At 35.3% G+C, this 16,712-nt stretch carries 17 protein-coding genes; 5 read left to right on the top strand and 12 right to left on the bottom strand.

All coding sequences use genetic code 11. The features are described from left to right. Positions 1–14 precede the first annotated feature (14 nt). From HNP25_RS18770 to HNP25_RS18750, 5 genes are all read right to left on the bottom strand, one after another. Positions 15–647, bottom strand: a complete 633-nt coding sequence (locus tag HNP25_RS18770) for an LON peptidase substrate-binding domain-containing protein (RefSeq protein WP_184136761.1) — start codon at positions 645–647, stop codon at positions 15–17. A 39-nt stretch (positions 648–686) separates the two neighbouring features. After that, complete coding sequence (locus tag HNP25_RS18765) at positions 687–1,163, bottom strand: gliding motility lipoprotein GldH (protein WP_476375298.1); 477 nt, start codon at positions 1,161–1,163, stop codon at positions 687–689. A gap of 70 nt (positions 1,164–1,233) precedes the next feature. Next, the gene (locus HNP25_RS18760) at positions 1,234–2,805 is read right to left on the bottom strand and encodes a regulatory iron-sulfur-containing complex subunit RicT (protein WP_184136759.1); all 1,572 of its coding nucleotides are present in this window, start codon (positions 2,803–2,805) and stop codon (positions 1,234–1,236) included. Positions 2,806–2,862: 57 nt separating this feature from the next. Then, on the bottom strand, positions 2,863–4,143 hold the full coding sequence (purD, locus tag HNP25_RS18755) for a phosphoribosylamine--glycine ligase (RefSeq protein WP_184136757.1): 1,281 nt from the start codon (positions 4,141–4,143) through the stop codon (positions 2,863–2,865). Positions 4,144–4,237: 94 nt separating this feature from the next. Continuing rightward, a complete protein-coding gene (locus HNP25_RS18750) occupies positions 4,238–6,592 on the bottom strand; it encodes a RecQ family ATP-dependent DNA helicase (protein ID WP_184136754.1) in 2,355 nt (784 codons plus the stop codon). Positions 6,593–6,699: 107 nt separating this feature from the next. Here HNP25_RS18750 and HNP25_RS18745 point away from each other — a divergent pair, with 107 nt between their 5' ends. The 3 genes from HNP25_RS18745 (at position 6,700) to HNP25_RS18735 (ending at position 8,420) form a co-directional block, all read left to right on the top strand. Continuing rightward, positions 6,700–7,668 (top strand): KpsF/GutQ family sugar-phosphate isomerase, encoded by a 969-nt coding sequence (locus tag HNP25_RS18745; RefSeq protein ID WP_184136752.1) that lies wholly within the window; start codon positions 6,700–6,702, stop codon positions 7,666–7,668. Positions 7,669–7,886: 218 nt separating this feature from the next. Beyond that, positions 7,887–8,033 (top strand): hypothetical protein, encoded by a 147-nt coding sequence (locus tag HNP25_RS18740; protein ID WP_184136751.1) that lies wholly within the window; start codon positions 7,887–7,889, stop codon positions 8,031–8,033. An 18-nt stretch (positions 8,034–8,051) separates the two neighbouring features. After that, on the top strand, positions 8,052–8,420 hold the full coding sequence (locus HNP25_RS18735; protein ID WP_184136749.1) for a hypothetical protein: 369 nt from the start codon (positions 8,052–8,054) through the stop codon (positions 8,418–8,420). 63 nt (positions 8,421–8,483) lie between these two features. Here HNP25_RS18735 and HNP25_RS18730 read toward each other — a convergent pair whose 3' ends face one another. The 3 genes from HNP25_RS18730 to HNP25_RS18720 are packed head-to-tail and all read right to left on the bottom strand — an operon-like array spanning position 8,484 to position 9,268. After that, positions 8,484–8,774 carry a hypothetical protein gene (locus tag HNP25_RS18730; protein WP_184136747.1) on the bottom strand — a complete coding sequence of 97 codons (291 nt, stop codon included), beginning with the start codon at positions 8,772–8,774 and terminating at the stop codon, positions 8,484–8,486. A gap of 13 nt (positions 8,775–8,787) precedes the next feature. After that, the gene (locus HNP25_RS18725) at positions 8,788–9,081 is read right to left on the bottom strand and encodes a hypothetical protein (RefSeq protein WP_184136746.1); all 294 of its coding nucleotides are present in this window, start codon (positions 9,079–9,081) and stop codon (positions 8,788–8,790) included. 16 nt (positions 9,082–9,097) lie between these two features. Continuing rightward, a complete protein-coding gene (locus HNP25_RS18720; protein ID WP_184136744.1) occupies positions 9,098–9,268 on the bottom strand; it encodes a hypothetical protein in 171 nt (56 codons plus the stop codon). 105 nt (positions 9,269–9,373) lie between these two features. Here HNP25_RS18720 and HNP25_RS18715 point away from each other — a divergent pair, with 105 nt between their 5' ends. Next, positions 9,374–10,513, top strand: coding sequence for an ATP-grasp domain-containing protein (locus HNP25_RS18715; RefSeq protein WP_184136742.1), 1,140 nt, complete (start codon positions 9,374–9,376; stop codon positions 10,511–10,513). Between the two features lie 102 nt (positions 10,514–10,615). On the opposite strand, the gene HNP25_RS18710 is transcribed toward HNP25_RS18715, so the two are convergent. The 3 genes from HNP25_RS18710 to crtD all read right to left on the bottom strand — a co-directional run bounded on the left by HNP25_RS18710 (position 10,616) and on the right by crtD (position 13,605). Then, on the bottom strand, positions 10,616–11,095 hold the full coding sequence (locus HNP25_RS18710) for a DUF4293 domain-containing protein (protein WP_184136740.1): 480 nt from the start codon (positions 11,093–11,095) through the stop codon (positions 10,616–10,618). A gap of 72 nt (positions 11,096–11,167) precedes the next feature. After that, positions 11,168–12,058, bottom strand: coding sequence for a hypothetical protein (locus tag HNP25_RS18705; protein ID WP_184136738.1), 891 nt, complete (start codon positions 12,056–12,058; stop codon positions 11,168–11,170). Between the two features lie 68 nt (positions 12,059–12,126). After that, a complete protein-coding gene (gene crtD / locus HNP25_RS18700; RefSeq protein ID WP_184136736.1) occupies positions 12,127–13,605 on the bottom strand; it encodes a 1-hydroxycarotenoid 3,4-desaturase CrtD in 1,479 nt (492 codons plus the stop codon). A 230-nt stretch (positions 13,606–13,835) separates the two neighbouring features. Here crtD and aspS point away from each other — a divergent pair, with 230 nt between their 5' ends. Further along, positions 13,836–15,599, top strand: coding sequence for an aspartate--tRNA ligase (aspS, locus tag HNP25_RS18695; RefSeq protein ID WP_184136734.1), 1,764 nt, complete (start codon positions 13,836–13,838; stop codon positions 15,597–15,599). Between the two features lie 75 nt (positions 15,600–15,674). Here aspS and HNP25_RS18690 read toward each other — a convergent pair whose 3' ends face one another. After that, positions 15,675–16,712 (bottom strand): glycosyltransferase family 4 protein, encoded by a 1,038-nt coding sequence (locus tag HNP25_RS18690; RefSeq protein WP_184136732.1) that lies wholly within the window; start codon positions 16,710–16,712, stop codon positions 15,675–15,677.

Here is a 16,712-nt window from a genome sequence, read left to right as displayed (position 1 = left end):
TAGAATTTAGTCTCTTAGAAATTCAATGGATCCAAATTCTTGAAATGTCCATTCATTCTGATTCTTTCTTTTGTTTTTTCTACTTCTTGCAAAACAGAAATTACTCTTTCTAAATGTTGAATTAAAAAGCCTTGTCGTTCGGCTTCAGTTGGCATTTTTAGCAACTGATATTCTTCTTCTAAGGTCAAACCAATTTTATGGGCAATTTGATATGAATAAGGTTGAGCTTTATTAATATCAAAAGTATTTTCTTCTTCTAAAAGGCGATATAAAACTTTTACTCTTTCTACCAAACCAATCATGACAGTTGGACGAATTTCTGCTTCTGGCAACATTTCTAAGACGCCACCTGCATACATTTTTTGATGAACAGGATTCTGAAAATCAATGATTCTGAATGTTCTAACACCTTCGGTCTTAATGTCCATTCGTCCATCATCAAAGCGTTTGGACAAAGCTGTAATTTTAACTTCTGTACCAAATCCGGGTAATTTTCCATCCATAAAAGTAGGAATCCCGAAAGTATTTCCGTTATCTAAACATTCATTGATTAATTCACGATAGCGTGGTTCGAAAATGTGAAGATTGAGTGCTTCCATCGGATAAACCACCAAATTGAGCGGAAATAAAGGAAGAAATTTTTGCATGGCTAAGTTTCTCTTTACGATTACTTATCGATTTTAAAATTAATGAATCACTTTTTCAATCGAAAAGCCTGCACTTACTATATCTAAAAGTGGGTCTTGTCGCATGTACTGGCGAATCTGAATTTTATATTTCCCATTTTTAGGAAATCTAAAATCTTTAAAGACAAGTACTTTATGGTCATAAATATCACCGAGTCCTTCGCCTAAAGGTCGCCCAGAAGCTTGGTCGAATAAAATTACTTCATCCAATTTCTGATGAATTACTTTTCCTGCATCTGTACTTAAATAATGTGTTAAGTACAAATTATAATATGGATACGAACGATTGTTACGAATGGTATAAAACACATTGTAAGTCGATGCTGCATCTTTTACTTCAAAAGTAAAAGTAGGTGCATCCTTGATAAACCACTTGGCATCTGGAATGTCGTAATTATCTTTTAAAATTGTGTTGGTATCACAAGATGAAAGCGTGAACAAACAAATAGTTAACAAAGCCATTATTTGAACATTCAGCAAGTTTTTAGACTTGCTGAACGATTCTGCAATGACTTTATTAACTAAATATCTTTTACTCCACATATCGCTAGACTGCTTTGTTATCGTCATTGTTACGGTTATTGTTCCGATTTTGTGGCGGACGATTTTGCTTTTGATGATTGGGCTTTCTATTTCCCTGATTATTGTTCGCTTTTGGCTGTTGCACTTGAGCTGCTGGTTTTTCCTGAGCATCCGCTACATTAGCTGGTTGAGTCGGCTGTTGCTGTGGTTTCGGACCTTTCTGATGATGCGGTCTTTGGTTGTTCTTAGGGTTCGCTGGCTTTTGCTCTTGCGGTCTCTGACCTTGTTGCTTTGGCTGAACAGCAGTTTTTTGAACCTGTACTTTATCTTCAACTTTTGCAGGACGTTGTTCAGGTTTTACTTCTCCTCTTTTTTCTTGTTTGAAATCTCTGCGTTCACGTTCAGGGCGAGCCGTATCTCTTTTCTCTGATTTGAAGTCTGGACGATCTCCTTTTCTCTTATCGAAGCTTTTCTTACCCCCGTTTCCGCCGTACTTTCTGTCCATTTTATCCAAATCGGCATTCAATGGGCCAGAGCCTTTTTCGATTTCCATTTCAATTTTGGCAGACTCAGCACCATCAATGGTCTGTGGTTTTATTCCCTTTTCATTCAAGGTCATAATTTCCTTTACTCTATCAACCGTTACAGGAATCCAGTTACTTTCTTCGCCTCTGTAGCCAAACCACATGACTCTTTTGAAAATATCCGTTTTCTGTAAAAAAGCTTCTCCTTTAATGGTTTGAAGCGATTTTTCAATCGTTGGAATATCCTTCAAAGCATCCATATAAGTTTCTAATTCATAGTTTAAGCAACATTTCAATCGCCCACATTGACCAGAAAGTTTTACAGGATTTAAGGAAAGATTTTGATAACGAGCTGCCGAAGTTGTAACATTTTTGAAGTCTGTCAACCAAGTAGAGCAACATAATTCTCTTCCGCACACACCGATTCCACCTACTCTGGCAGCCTCTTGGCGAAGAGAAATTTGTTTCATTTCAACCCTCACTTTAAATTCTCCAGCCAGCATTTTAATTAACTCTCTGAAATCCACACGGTCGTCGGAAGAGTAATAAAAAATGGCTTTCGTATTATCCGATTGAAACTCAACATCCGAAAGCTTCATGTTCAGCTTTAAGTCCTTGATGATTTCACGAGTACGGTACATTGTCGGATAATCACGAGCAACGGCTTGGTCATGTTTTTCAAGGTCTTTTTCATTGGCTTTTCTGTAGATAACTTTTATTTCTTCATTATCTTTCAGCCCTTTTTTCAACATCTGTAAACGAACCAACTCGCCTTGTAAAGATACAAAGCCAAGATGATGCCCACTCGGAACATCAACAATTACAGGATCGCCAGCGTAGAGTTCAATTTGGTTTGTATTACGAAAATATTCTTTTCTACCACCTTTAAATTTTACTTCTACAACATTGAATTTACTAAAAGTAGGAATATCCATATTCGACAGCCAGTCGAATACGTTCATTTTATTGCAACCTCCAGTACCGCAAGCACCGTTGTTTTGACAACCTCCTACAGCACCATCGCTTTTATTTTTAGTTCCACAGCTTCCTGAGGAGCAAGATTTACATCCCATAATTTAAGGAGAGAATGAAAAAATCATTCTACTTTATGTGTTTATTAACTAAGTAAATTAATACCTCAACACATCTAACCCAATATCTTTTCGATAATATTTTCCATCAAAAAGCACGTCTTGGGCAGCTTTTTGAGATTTTTGAATGGCTTTTTCTAAAGTATTCGACATTCCAGTTAATGCCATTACTCTACCACCATTCGTAAGTACCAAACCATTTTCTGGCTTAGTTCCTGCATGAAAAATTGTAGCATCTTTTACTGAATCATAGCCTACAATTACATCACCTTTTCTATAGTCGCCTGGATAACCGCCAGCTACAACAACTGTTGTTACAGCATGTTGTTTACTCACAGTGAAATCGGCTTCATGAAGTTTATTTTTTGCCGTAGCAATCATCAAGGCTAAAAAATCAGACTCGATTCTTGGTAAAACTACTTCTGTTTCAGGGTCGCCCATACGAGCATTATATTCAATTACATAAGGTTCGCCTTCGTGGTTCATTAAACCAATAAAGATAAAACCATTGTATTTTATTCCTTCGGCTTTCAAACCAGCCATTGTTGGTTTGATTACTTGGTTTTCTACTGCTTCCATGAATTTTTCAGTAGCAAATGGAACAGGCGAAACAGCACCCATGCCACCAGTATTTAAACCAGTATCACCTTCGCCAATGCGTTTGTAATCTTTGGCTTCAGGTAAAATTTTGTAAGAATCGCCATCGGTCAATACAAAAACTGAAAGCTCGATTCCTGTTAAAAACTCTTCAATAACTACTTTACTACTAGCATCGCCAAATTTGGCATCGACTAACATTTCTGTTAAAGATTCTTTGGCTTCGTCTAATGAAAGTGCAATAATTACTCCTTTTCCAGCGGCTAGTCCATCTGCTTTTAAAACGATCGGTAACTTCTGATCTTCTAAATATCTTAAACCATCTTCAAGCGTATCTTTGGTGAACGTTTCAGATTTAGCCGTTGGCACACCGTACTTCGCCATAAAGTTTTTCGAGAAATCCTTTGACCCTTCCAACATTGCTCCATGTGCATCTGGACCAACCATTAAAACGTGTTTCAATTCTTCTCTCGATTGAAAATAATCTCTTACTCCTTTTACTAAAGGCTCTTCAGGCCCAACTATCACTAAATCAATATCATTTGCCAAAACGGCTTCCGCAATTTTCTCAAAATCATTATATGAAATAGGTAGGTTTGTAGCAATCTGAGCAGTACCAGCATTACCTGGCGCTACAAACAATTTATCACAAAGTGTACTCTGGGTTATTCTCCAAGCAAAAGCGTGTTCACGTCCGCCAGAGCCTAAAATTAGTGTATTCATTGATTGTTATTTTCTAGCATATCAATGACTCAGAGAATCATTGATATACTTCATTAAGCAATTTTATTAATTTTCAAGGATTAATTGCCTTTCATTAGTTGCCTACTTCACTTAAAAACTTAATTCTCATTAATCTTAATTCTTCTTCTGTAATATCATCAATATTACATTCGTCCAAGGCTACTGCGATATTATCAGATTCAGCTTCCATGAAGTATTCGAAAATTTCCTCTTGTTTATCAGGTTCAACTACTTGGTTGATATAATAATCAAGATTCAGTTTCGTACCAGAATAACAGATATGTTCGATTTCCTCAATCAATTCTGCCATCGAAAGTTCTTTCTGATCTGCAATAATATCTAAATCTACTTTTCTATCTACTTGTTGGATGATATGAATTTTAATTTTTGATTTATTCACAGCCGATTTTACCACTACTTCGGTAGCTGTTTCAATCTCGTTATCTTCAACGTACTTCTTGATTAAATCAATAAACTGACGACCAAATTTTACTACTTTACCCATACCAACACCGTTGATTTGAGCCATCTCATCTTTGGTTGTTGGATAAGTAGTTGCCATTTCTTCCAAAGATGGATCTTGGAAGATTACATAAGGAGGCAGGTTTTTCTCTTTAGCAAGCTTTTTACGAAGGTTTTTCAACAATTCGAACAAGGCTACATCATAAGAACCGCTGCCAGAAGCTGCTTCTTTTTCTTCATCTTCTTCGATTTTTTCGTTTTCGTAATCGTGGTCTTTTGAAAGCGTTAATGGATAAGGGTCTTTCAAGTACTCTTTCCCTTTTTCAGAAACTTTCAATACGCCATAATTCTCTACGTCTTTTTCTAAGAAACCTAAAACTGCTATCTGACGCACCATCGAAACGCATTGTTCAATCGGTTCAGGTTCTGCATTTTTTCTACTCTTAGATTTCACAGCAGGTTTTGCTTTCTTTTGTTTTGGAATCGGATTTCCATCCTCATCTTCTTCATCCGAAAATTCTACTTCGTCGTCATCATCGTCTTCATCGTCTTCATCCTCATCTGCATTCAGTTTGAATAATGATTTCGCTTTTCCGAAAGTTTCAATTTTGTTATGTTCATAACTACCAACATATTGGCTTTTATAACCCATCAAAATATCGGCAATGTGTTGTGCATCAAAACGTTCGCCTGTTAATTCAACCGTTTTCAAAGCCAACACTACGGCTTCTTCTACTTTATACTTTGGTGTTGGTTTGTTACAGTTATCACAGAAACCACAGTCTTTATCAACATGTTCGCCAAAATAATTTAATAATTGACGACGGCGACAAGTACCCAAGTTGGCATAATGCACCATTTCGTGCAAAAGCATACGAGCAGTGTCACGTTCAGTAATGGTTTTATCCTTATTGAATTTATCTAACTTATTGATATCTTCTTTCGCATAAAACATGATACAAGTACCATCCAGCCCATCACGACCAGCTCTACCAGTTTCTTGGTAATAGCCTTCTAATGACTTTGGTGCATCGTAGTGAATCACAAAACGAACATCTGGCTTATCGATTCCCATTCCGAAAGCGATAGTAGCTACCATTACGTCAGTTTCTTCGTTCAAGAAAGCCTCTTGATTAGCCATACGAATATCACCATCTAAACCAGCGTGATAAGGCAAAGCTCTAACGCCATTCACGTTTAATAAATTGGCGATTTCTTCTACTTTCTTGCGACTTAAACAATAGATAATTCCAGACTTTCCATGATTCTTCTTGATGTACTTGATAATCTGTTTATCAACATCATCACGCTTCGCACGGATTTCGTAATAAAGATTTTTACGATTAAAAGAAGACTTAAACAAACGAGCATCGTCCATATTTAAGTTCTTCTGGATGTCCTGTTGAACTTTTGGAGTAGCCGTTGCTGTAAGGGCAATGATGGGTAATTTAACGTTGATACTCTCAACGATTGAACGGATACGACGATATTCTGGACGGAAGTCATGCCCCCATTCAGAGATACAATGCGCTTCGTCGATAGCAACAAAAGAGATTTTCGCTTGTTTTAAAAAGGCTAAGTTATCTTCTTTAGTTAAAGATTCTGGAGCAATATAAAGTAACTTTACATCTCCGCTGATAACCGCATTTTTAACTTTCGTCATTTCAGCACGGTTCAATGATGAATTCAAGAATTGAGCATTGATTCCAAATGCGTTCATTTGATCAACCTGATTTTTCATCAGGGCAATCAAAGGTGAAATCACAATAGCTGTGCCTTCCATTGCAATGGCAGGCATTTGATAACATAATGATTTCCCTGCACCCGTTGGCATGATTACAAAAGTATTCTCGCCAGAGAGAGTGTTTTTTATAATATCTTCTTGTTCACCACGGAACTGGGAAAATCCAAAAGTCTCTTTGAGTTTCTCTTTTAAAAAGTCGGTGGTTTCTTGTGTGACACTCATTGTTTTTGAAACTTATAAAAGGTTTTTTGATTAATATGGTGGTTAATAATCCTTTATCTTTGTAATAAATTTAACACAAAATCAGTCTTGAAAAACTGTTTCTAACATTGAAATTAGTAAAAAATATCCAATCAACTGCAAAAAAAGTTTTACAGGAAGAAGCAAATGCAATCCTGAAAATCGTATCAACAATTGATTCTTCCTTTGAATCATGTGTAAATCACCTACTTAACGCCAAAGGGCGCTTTGTGATAACAGGCATTGGTAAATCAGCAATTATCGCACAGAAAATTGTGGCCACTCTTAATTCAACTGGAACTCCTGCTTTGTTCATGCACGCAGCCGATGCTATACATGGCGACTTGGGAATGATTCAAGCAGACGACACCGTAATGTGCATTTCTAAATCAGGCGACACGCCCGAAATTAAGATTTTAGTACCTCTTATTAAGCGTACTGGTGTAAAATTAATCGCAATGGTTTCAAATACAAATTCTTATCTAGGTAAAAATGCGGATTTTATTTTACATGCACTAGCCGAAAAAGAAGCAGACATTTTAAACCTTGCTCCAACCACGAGTACCACAGTCGCTTTGGCATTGGGAGATGCTCTTGCTGTATGTTTATTAGAGTGCCGAGGATTTAATAGTCAAGACTTTGCCAAGTATCATCCAGGTGGTGCCTTGGGGAAAAAATTGTACTTAAAGGTATCAGATATTTATCCAAATCACGAATTACCGTTAGTTTTTGAAGACGCAAGTATTAAAGATGCCTTTTTAGAAATTAGCTCAAAACGATTAGGAGCAACAGCTGTGGTTAATCAGAATAACCAAATAATAGGTATAATTACTGATGGTGACGTACGAAGAATGTTAAACGTTCATGATAATTTGACGGGACTAACCGCTAAAGACATTATGACGGCTTCGCCCAAATCAATACATCCAGACGCTTTTGCTGTAGAAGCTTTGCAATTAATGCAACAAAAAAGTATTACTCAATTAGTTGTTGTAGAAAACAACAAACCTTTAGGTTTTGTACATATCCATGATTTGTTGAAGGAGGGTTTGGTTTAAGTTAACGTATGCTTTTCAGCTAGTAGTTCTAGCTAACTGATTTATTCAAAATTAAATAGTTTTGAATAAATCAACAATTTGCCAAACAAATAAATATTAATTCTCAAGTACAATAAAAGTGATAAAATGACAAATACAGTATTTGAAGCAACATAGAAAAATTTATATTTTTACGCTTTATAAAATTATATCAAAATGAAAAAACTCTATTACTTTATTTGGTATTAATCTGTACTATCTGTTCTGGATTAGCACAAAACATTAATAGAGTTAAAATCATCTTGATTAATCCAAGTGAAAGTACTGGACAAAACTATTCTCCTTGGCTTACCGATAATTTAGATACGCTAGTTGGAAGTGCTTGAGGCGATAATGATAGATGGGTGGACGTTAGATTAACATTTGAACATAGAAGTACTATTTCCAAACTTTCATTTTTTGACCATACGGGTATTTTTACTGATAAGCCAGTCTCAATTTATACTTTAAATGATACAACAAAAACATATCTGGGCTTATTTGATGGCTCATTATTTAATTCATTTGTTGATTTGAATTTAATGAAACCTACTGTAGCTGATGCAATTATTATTCATAAATACGGAAATAATATTCCTCAAAAAGTTAACATTTTTGGAAATCCAGTTAACGGAGTAGCCAAAGCGATTGTTTCAAGCCCAACAACAAATCCAAATACACCACCGGGTTCTACAATAGTGGGTTTATCCATTACTAGAAGGCGAAACAATTAATATTCAAAGTGTTAGATTTTACGATGGTAATGGTAATTAAAACTATCAAATCATCCGCAATTTTCATCCTCTGGTTTTTAGATTTTGAAAGCAAACTTCAATACCCCACCTCTTCTGATAGAGTTGAGCTAAGAATTTTGGCTGACAATTACCAAATAAAAATAGAATATCACCATCAGGTAATTGCTTAATATAAACGTTTCCCCAAATATTATCTACCATACAATCAATTAGATACGTGCCGTTTGAGAATGATTTGGCAAGGTCTTCTACTTTGAATATTTCGCCCGTAAGACGAAGAATATGATGGCTTTTGGGTACTCTAACACAGAAAGTTAATCCTTGGTCTTTCATCCATTTTAACCATTTATGACCAACAAACTGGTGTGCCAGCCCAGTCTCTGTCAGCAACGACTAAACCAATTCTTTTTTTATCTATAATGTTGAAAACTTTTTCCAGTAAATCAATTCTATCACCACTATTTGAATTTCCACTATTATTTTCAAGCATTTCCCAATAAAATGGGATTTGGAAATCACCATTACCCACTAAAATCATTAAAATATTGATTTGTGTCTTCCCAAAGTCCCACTCAGTACGGTCAATAGAGATACGTAATTTCTTATTTTTAGGAAGTAAAGTCAGTAGTAGAACAGCCACAAAATCATATTTTATCTCAGCTACTTTGAATTAAAGCCGTTATATATAAACCTAAGAATTTTTTACGAGAGGCATTTTTTACAATTTGGTTTTCATTTAAAATTCTTCTAATTTCACTATTGAGGTCATTATAGTCGTTTTTTCTTGTTCGCAAAACAAAATTAGGCTGATTTTGAACCTCTTTCATTTTTAGTAGTGTAGAGTATAATATTATTATTTACCCTTAAAAACTACACAACTATTATTTAACAATAAATAAACCTTAAATTAACCAAAACTATATTTATTATTTATGTATAAAGTACTACTTGTTTCAGTTGGTCATTTTTTCGATTCCACGGCTGAAATTCCTTCTATCTTCAAAAGAGCTGGTTGCATTGTAGATATTTTTTGTTCAGAAAAATCTTGGCTCAAGAGTAACAAATTTTATGATAATTGGATTGAAGCCTCTGAAGAAGAAGAGAGTTTTAAATATGAATTAGCCGATTATGTTAAAAAAAATCCAGATAAATATAACTGGATTTTACTCCTAGATGAATTCACATTAAAGTTGATGAATAACTTTATTGGAGATGACCAATTTCTTTTTGAAAAGCTTTTACCAATTACTAAAATTGAAAACAGAGAAGTGCTTTCTTCCAAAATTGGTATGTCTAAAGCTTGTTCAAGGTATAACATTACAACACCAAGATTTATCAATTATTCAGAAGACCTCAGCTTAGATTTTATTGCCCAAAACCTTGATTTCCCGATTTTATTAAAAGAAGATTTTAGTTTTTCTGGGCTAGGAGTTCAGTATTGTGCAAACATCAATGAGTTTAAATCGTGTTTGGAAAAAGTACTGAATAGAACAAATCTTGTGTTACAAGAATTTATTGAAGGTGAAGATATTGGTGTTGAAGCACTTTTTTATGAAGGGCAATTAGTAAGTTATAATTGTGCCACGATTATATCTTATATGGGCGGAAAATTCTCGTTTACCACTCGTAGAGCTTATTATCAAGATGCTAATTTAGCCAAAGAATTGAAAAAACTAGGCGAGTCTTTTGGAATAAGTGGCTTTGGAAGTATTCAGTATATTTACCATAAAGAAAGAAATTTATACTATCTGATAGAAACAGATTTACGTTCTAATTCTTGGATGCCTTATTCCAAATTTACAGGAAAAGACATTGCAGACGGTGTAAAGCAAATTGTGAATGGAAAAATTATTGGCGATTTTTCAGAAACAACACCACTTAACAAAAAAATCGAAATCGCTATTTTTGATAGGGATATTAGGCGTTGTATGAAAAATAAAGACCTCAAAGGTTTCATACTTTGGGGTATAAATTATAAAGGTTGTTGGAAGTTCATTCCATTTTATGACACAATACTCTTTAATCGTATTTTCACAAAATTGTACAAAGACTTTTTCAAAATAAAGTATTGATTTTAACAAATACTTCAACGCATTAAGTAGAAGTCCAGAAAGCAAAAAGGCTTTCAAAAGAATGAATCTTTTGTAAGCCTTTTTGCTAATTTATTAAAAAATCTATCTCATTCTATCAGAAGATTTCACCAACATTTCATCTCTACGGATAAAACGGTTGGCAATCATATTGGCTAACATTGCTACCACCGCAGCGATAAAACCTGCACCATAATTCCCTTGTACTTCTGGTTCAAACATCGGTACACCCACTTTAAAAACTTGGTAAAAAATAATCCCTAAACTTATGGCAATCAATACTGAGTTGATTAACCCTAAAGTCATCTGTAAAACTCTTTTTTTGTATTGTGTAATTGAAAATATCGCAATACAAACAACAATAATGGCTAAAATACCAATAACAGCCGTACTATTGTTACTTACTGTTGCCTCCCCTTTTAAATGTTCAAGATTAAAAGCGGTAAGACGTACTTTTTCGTTTAAACTAGCACTACTTTTTTCCCAAATAGGTAAAGAAGCTGTTACTGCTGCCATTGCCACTGCTACAACAGCTAATAATAAGGTCTGAATTCTTTGAAGCATCTTTGTATGTAATTCGTAAAATTTTTAAATTTAATAGGACAAAGTTCTAAAACTTTACGAAAGTAAGCAAGATTACAATTTCAAATCCGCATTTTTATAATATTCATACTCTACTCTGAGGAAAGGAATGGGCTTTTGGTTTTCAAATTTTACCCAATCTGACATGATTAAACGGTTTTTGGCATCATAAAATAATTGTTGGCGACGCACCAAAGCATTTTTCCAATATACTTTAAGTTCAGTCAATTTTCCTGTATTGTTATAAATGGGGAAAAGCTTTTCAGTATGCCACATCGAAGACGAAGCTGAACTTTTATTAACATCATCTACTTCTAAAAACTGTGGAATTTTATCCGAATCAGTCGCATAGCTGAGTAATATTTTTTTAACTGTTACTCCATTGGTATTCTTTAATTTGCGTCTTTCAATACGGTTATAAATATCTGGACTTTCTTGCCAACGAGATGATTTATCTTGTATCAAAAAATCAAAATCGTAATTCAAGATATTGTCTTCAAAATAAGTAACCAATTCTCTACTTTGATCGGGTTTTAAAGTACCATCAATGTCAAATTGTACATCGCCACTACCTTTATTATTGTTGATTGGAATGATACGGATAGTCTTTAAAAAAGCCACTGTAGAATCCAAAGTAGTCATATTTTTCTTATACTTCGCTCCTATTCCTATCAAATGTCCTCTGTCGTAATTCATAATAATTACTGCATCTGCACCAACCAACTGAGCCTTTTGCTTCACTTGAACGATGGCATCATTATAATCGTTACCATCGGTTTCAATCATTTGGGTTTTGAAATACGGCTCTTTAATGGGCAATTCATGCAAGAAAAAAATATCTACTTCATGCGTATGTGGTAAAGTCGGTACTTTTGTAAATACATTTTGAGCCGAAATTTTCCCCAAAGTATTCACTAAAATCAGTAGAGCGATTAGTTGCTTCATGTTTGTAATATTTAGTTTTTAGCTAGACAAGCCACAGCCTCAAAACCCCTAAGGTTTCGTTTTATTATTTAAGCCTCAATATACTTCGCTGCAATTTTTGCCGAAGAAATTGCCAAAGGGATTCCTCCGCCCGGATGTACGCTTCCGCCTACGAAGTATAAGTTTTTAATTTTAGATGAGAAATTGGCATGACGCAAAAAGGCGGCATAACGATTATTCGACGAATTGCCATACAAAGCTCCTTGTGCCGATGAAGTTTTTGATTCAATCGTGCGTGGGTCGAGGATTTCTTCACATTCTATCAAATCTGCAATATTTTCTCCTAAAATTCTTGATACTTTTTGAATCACATTTTGGCGAGTATCCGCAATGATTTTATCCCAATTTTGTCCTTCGTTCGCTGGTGCGTTGATGAGTACAAACCAGTTTTCGCAGCCTTCGGGTGCATCATCTGGTTTTAGTTTTGAAGTAATGTTGATATATACTGTTGGGTCTTGGCTGATGGTTTTTTCTTGAAACATCGTGTTAAATTCTTGCTGATAATCATCACTAAAGAAAATATTATGCAAGCCCAATTCGGCAAATTGCTTTTTGATTCCCCAATAAAAAATTACGCCCGAACTACTTTTAGGTTGATTCAGCAAACGGTCTGGATGTTTTTGATTGGGCATCAATTTCCGATAAGTAGGCGTTACGTCCATGTTAGAAACTACCACATCAAATGCTTTGCTGATATTTTTCTCCGAAATATTGCTGTAACGAATGCCCGAAACTTTGTCTTTTTCTACCAAAATTTCTTCTACTTTACTTTCATAGAGAAATTGTACGCCCAAATCTTCCGCCAATTTCACTAAAGAATTAGTAATAGAAACCATGCCTTTTTTCGGGAAAAATGCACCGATATTATACTCCAAATGCGGAATAATATTCAAAGTAGCAGGCGTTTGGTAAGGGTCTGAACCATTATAAGTAGCGTAACGATTGAAGAGTTGAACGATTTTTGGGTTTTTAAATAGCTTTTCGTTGGCATCGTTCATCGTTCCGAAAATACCAAGTTTGGGTAAATTCAAATATCCTTTTAGGGCTTTGGCGGATGTCCAAGTAGAAAATTTATGCAAAGAATCTTGTAAAAATAGTCCGTCGAGTACTTCATATTTAAAAGCACTGTCTTTCAGAAAGTCAAGGATTTTCTGGGCTGGCTCGCCCGTAACGTCTTCTACTTCTTTGGCAAAGCGTTCATTTTCAGCCCAAGCGGTGAGTTTTGTTGCATCTTCCCAAAAATAATGACAAATATCTGGCAACTTTGTGTACTCGAAATATTCCTTTGGATTTTTGCCCACTAATTCAAAAAGTTCTTCTACTAAATTGGGCAAAGTAAACAGCGAAGGCCCAGCATCAAAGCGATAACCGTTTAAGTCAAAACTGCTTAATTTACCTCCAGCGTAAGAATTTGCCTCAAAAACTGATACTTCAAAGCCTTTATGTGCCAAGCGAATGGCTGTTGAAATTCCCCCAATACCTGCACCGATGATTGCTACTTTTTTCATAAATCTGTACCACGATTTTCCAAATCGTGGATTTTAAAAACTTTTAATTCTTCAAAATTTTATCAATCTCACATAATTAGCAATCTTTAAACCAGTCAAATAGTTTTCAAAACGTCTAATTTCTGTAATTTTGCAAAAAATAAAAACTTACCACAAGTTTCTGCCTTTCTGGAATTGGAAAATTCCTATTGATTTTCGCAACAAAAGCCTGTGGCAGGATATAATTCTTTATGCTCAGAACACACAATAATGGCGAACTCCGCCTTACTAATGTAAACCAAACCGTTACCCTCTGCGGATGGGTACAAAAAACACGTGACAAAGGCGGCATGATTTGGATTGATCTCCGTGACCGCTACGGAATTTCGCAGTTGATGCTTGAAGAAGGCAAAACGCCTAAAGAAGTGTTGGATTTAGCTCGTACTTTCGGTCGTGAGTTTGTTATTTCGGCTACTGGATTAGTCGTAGAACGTCTTTCTAAAAATGATAAAATTCCTACTGGAGATGTTGAAATAAAAGTTACTTCTTTGGAAGTACTGAATCCAGCAAAATTACCTCCGTTCTTAATTGAAGACGACACCGATGGTGGCGATGATATTCGTATGAAGTATCGTTACTTAGACTTACGTCGTAATCCTGTAAGAGCCAACTTACAGTTGCGTCATCAAGTAGCTCGTTTTACAAGAGATTATCTCGACAGACAAGATTTTATAGAAGTAGAAACGCCAGTGTTGATTAAATCGACACCAGAAGGAGCAAGAGATTTTGTTGTGCCTTCAAGAATGAATCCAGGCGAATTTTACGCTTTACCGCAATCTCCACAAACATTCAAGCAATTATTGATGGTTTCGGGTTTCGACCGTTACTATCAAATTGTAAAATGTTTCCGTGACGAAGATTTACGTGCCGACCGTCAGCCTGAATTTACTCAGATTGACTGCGAAATGTCGTTTATCGAACAAGAAGACGTATTGAATATGTTTGAAGGTTTAATTCGTCATTTATTCTTGAACGTAAAAAATATGGAATTGGGCGAAGTATCACGTATGACTTACGCACACGCCATGAAATATTACGGTTCTGACAAACCAGATATTCGTTTTGATATGAAGTTTGTAGAATTGAAAAGCGAAGAAGTTGATTTAACTTCTGGTAAAGACTTCGTTGTTTTCGATTCAGTAGATACAGTTGTGGGTATCAACGCAAAAGGTTGTGCAGAATATACTCGTAAGCAAGTTGACGAATTGACGGATTTTGTGAAACGTCCACAAATTGGTGCAAAAGGTTTAATTTACCTTCGTTACAATGCCGACGGTACTTTAAAATCTTCAGTAGATAAATTCTATTCAGAAGAAGATTTGAAGAAATGGGCAGAAGCCTTCGGAGCAGAAAAAGGAGATTTAATCCTGATTCTTCCGGGAACAGGCGATAAAGTACGTAAACAATTGAACGAATTACGCCTTGAAATGGGTAATCGTTTAGGTTTGCGTGACCCTAAAAAATATGCAGCACATTGGGTTGTTGACTTCCCTTTGTTGGAGTACGGCGAAGACGAAAACCGTTGGTTTGCGATGCACCACCCATTCACAAGTCCGAAACCAGAAGATTTACAATATTTAGCAACAGGAGAGTTAGGAAAAATTCGTGCAAACGCTTACGACTTAGTTATCAACGGCGTAGAAGTTGGTGGTGGTTCAATTCGTATTTTCCAAAAAGAATTACAAGCTAAAATGTTTGAAGTACTTGGATTCTCGGACGAAGAAGCAAAACACCAATTCGGTTTCTTGATGGATGCTTTTGAATACGGAGCTCCTCCACATGGAGGTTTGGCATTCGGTTTCGACCGTCTTTGTTCATTATTCGGAGGTTCAGATTCAATCCGTGATTTTATTGCCTTCCCGAAAAATAATTCAGGACGTGATATTATGATTGATTCACCTTCAACAATCGACCAAAAACAAATGGATGAATTAAAAATCCGCACGGTGCTTTAGTTTCTCAGCATAAACTAAAAGAGCTTGTTTTCTTGATGAAAACAAGCTCTTTTAGTTTACAGTCAGTTAAAATTATCAAGATAGTACTTTCTTTGCTTCTCCTTTTTCATACATTATCTGCAAAAGTAACCAAACCAACAAGATATAAATTGCCACAATTATCGAACACACATTCCTCCATTGATTCGTTCCGACAATATCTTCAATAAAAAAGATAATCATTCCTGAAAATAGAGAAATTATACTCAAAAGTATCACAGCTTGCCTTTCTGAAAAGCCAGCATAAACTAAGTGATGCGTGAGATGGTCTTTGCCCCCAATAAACGGAGATATTCCTTTTTTTATACGAAAATATATAACTGTAGAAGTATCAATAATAGGAATAATAAAAGCTAAAACTGGCACTAAAAACTGCTTAATTTGAAAACCCTCAATACTTTCATCTCTAAAAATCCAGAAGTATTGAATACTAATCCAAGCCAAAAAAGCTCCTAAAAACTGACTGCCCGAATCGCCCATGTACATTTTAGCAGGCTGCCAATTGAAGTATAAAAAACTAATCAATGCTCCTACAATATAAACTATGTAAAAATTAAGTTCGAGACTCGATGCTTCGGGTCGTATGATTAAAGCAACCAACAATATTATTAAAACCGTTGAAGCCAAAATACCATCCATATTATCAAGCATATTAATGGCGTTCATCAAACCAATTATCCAGAAAAAAGTAAAAACAGTATTCACAACATTATTATCGACCAAATAAATACAGTGTTCTTTGACAATCAGTAAAGCTATTAAAAGTTGACCTAACAATTTAAAAAAAGGAGAAAGAACAAAGTAATCATCAATTAAACCAATTCCAAAAGCAAGCGTTAACGGCAAGAGAAGTGAATAAGAAGGCTGTGATGTATAAAAGAACATTATTAAAAACGAGAGGTAAAACGAAATCCCACCGAGTGTTGGTTGCTTGGAAATACTCCATCTTATCTGTGAATTAGCTTTTTTTGGCGTTTGGATTTTCAGATACTTCAGCAAAGTGCCATTCAATACAAATGAAAAAATACAACAAAATGCACCTAGAATAATTAATGGTTTATTACTTGTGTTCAT

Source organism: Arcicella rosea, from assembly GCF_014204325.1.
GTDB lineage: Bacteria > Bacteroidota > Bacteroidia > Cytophagales > Spirosomataceae > Arcicella > Arcicella rosea_A.
This window is presented reverse-complemented; position numbering and strand designations above follow the sequence as displayed.